Genomic DNA, 1757 nt, shown 5'->3' with positions numbered 1-1757 from the left:
CCGGACCGGACTTCCACCGGCAGGCGACGACGAGCTTCCGAACAGCAAGAACACCGCTACGTCACGGTGTCACCTCCTGTTCTGCTGGGCGCACGAAAAGGCTCAGTACTGGACGGCGAGGTTGGTGGCCGTCTTGGCTGTCCCGAGGGTGCGGGCCAGGGATACGGCGTGGCCGACGGCCCAGAGGTGGAGGTAGAAGAGGCGGGGGTTGTCGCTGAGAGCGTGGTTGTGCAGCTCGACGACCTTGATGCCGCCGTGTCGCAGGGCCTTGATGACACGCTGTACCTCGTCGGCGGTCAGGACGAAGTCCCCGCTCACCGCGGCACGGCCGTTCCCCACGGAGTAGAAGGTGAAGGAGGTCGTCACACCCATGGCGGGCGGCACCACGCGGCTGTCGTCACTGATGGTCTCCCTGCGGGCGAAGGAAAAGCGGTAGCCGTCCTCGCTCACGCCCTTCGCGCCGAGCGCGGCGTCGATCGCGGCGGTGTCGAGACCGGCCGGAGGGGTCCTGTCGGGGTCCCTGGGTCCGGGGGTGGCGGTGGCGTCCAGGCAGGCGCGCATGGCGAAGGCCAGGGCCACCGGGTCGGTGGAGACTCCCCGGACATGCGTCCACCACAGGGTGGGCCGGTGGGCGAGCAGATGTTTGTGGATGGCGGACTGTTCCAGGCCGTGCCCCTGGACGGCGTCGGTGACCCTCTGCAGCTCGGCCTCGGTGGCGACCACGTCCCCCATCAGCATCGTGCTGCCGTCGGGGTAGCGGGCGAACGCAGCGTACGACGCCTCCACCAAGCCGCTGACCCCATACGAGGACAGGTTCAGGTCGTACCGGGGAAACGTCGCACGGTACACGGCGCCGTCCGCGCCCATATGCCCAGCCCCGTCCAGCTCCTTGGCCACGGCCTGCCAATCCTCCGGACGCGTCACCACGGGGTGCTGCAGCGGCCCGGGTACGCCACCGGGCGTAGCCCGGGCGCGGGTCAGAGCCTGTGCCACGGGGGGCTCGGCCAGGGCGGATGCCAGTGCGCTCCCCGTGAGGAGGAAGCCACGCCGCGATGTCTGAAGAGTGCTGCAGTCTGCCCTCATGCGCCGTCCCCTTGTTCTCCGGCTGACTGTTCGGACCAGACCGAGATAGCGGCTTTCGCCGCCCACCTGTGGGCGACACGACCGAGTTTCGCCTGGTCGTAGGATCGGAGTACGGCGTTCTGCGCTCTCGCCGGGGGCGTCGGCGGTACACAGCACGCGCCGCCGGCCCCAATGCCCTTGGCTGTCGGAATCTCCAAGGCCAACGCCCACGAAGGCCAGGCACGTGTGCCGCTCGTGCAGGGCACCCCACACGTTCGGTCCCGCAGTAGGCCCCGTCGGCAAGGCCGGCCGAGCTGCATGCCGACGAGAGCAACAGCTATGCCCAGCTGGGGCGATGGCTTCGGCGCGAGGCATCCGACACCGGATGGCCCGCAGAGGGATCGACAAGTCCCAGCGAACGGGCCGCCACCGCATGACCATCGAACGCACCATGGCCGGACTCGCCGGCTACCGCCGCCTCCACCACCGCTGCGAACACAAGGTCGGCCGCTTCCCTGCCCTCGCCCAGCATCGCCGCGGCGCTCATGTGCTTCCGGCGCCTCTCGCAGCAGGTGTGAGGCACCGAACCGCGGCTAGGGGCAATGCCGTGACTCTGTTGGCGATCTTGTGAGGGTCAGCTGGTGGCGGTGCAGAGGGCGTGGAAGTGGCTGGGCGCCCGCTGCTTTCGGGTCGGA

General features: G+C 69.4%; 2 protein-coding genes. Both read right to left on the bottom strand.

What is annotated here, in order from left to right; genetic code table 11:
- Positions 1-102: 102 nt before the first annotated feature.
- Positions 103-897 carry a DUF1259 domain-containing protein gene (locus tag ACWC2T_RS45955; RefSeq protein WP_450676235.1) on the bottom strand — a complete coding sequence of 265 codons (795 nt, stop codon included), beginning with the start codon at positions 895-897 and terminating at the stop codon, positions 103-105.
- 502 nt (positions 898-1399) lie between these two features.
- Positions 1400-1609 carry a hypothetical protein gene (locus ACWC2T_RS45950; RefSeq protein ID WP_450676234.1) on the bottom strand — a complete coding sequence of 70 codons (210 nt, stop codon included), beginning with the start codon at positions 1607-1609 and terminating at the stop codon, positions 1400-1402.
- Positions 1610-1757 lie beyond the last annotated feature (148 nt).

This window comes from Streptomyces sp. NPDC001393 (assembly GCF_053597455.1).
This window is presented reverse-complemented; position numbering and strand designations above follow the sequence as displayed.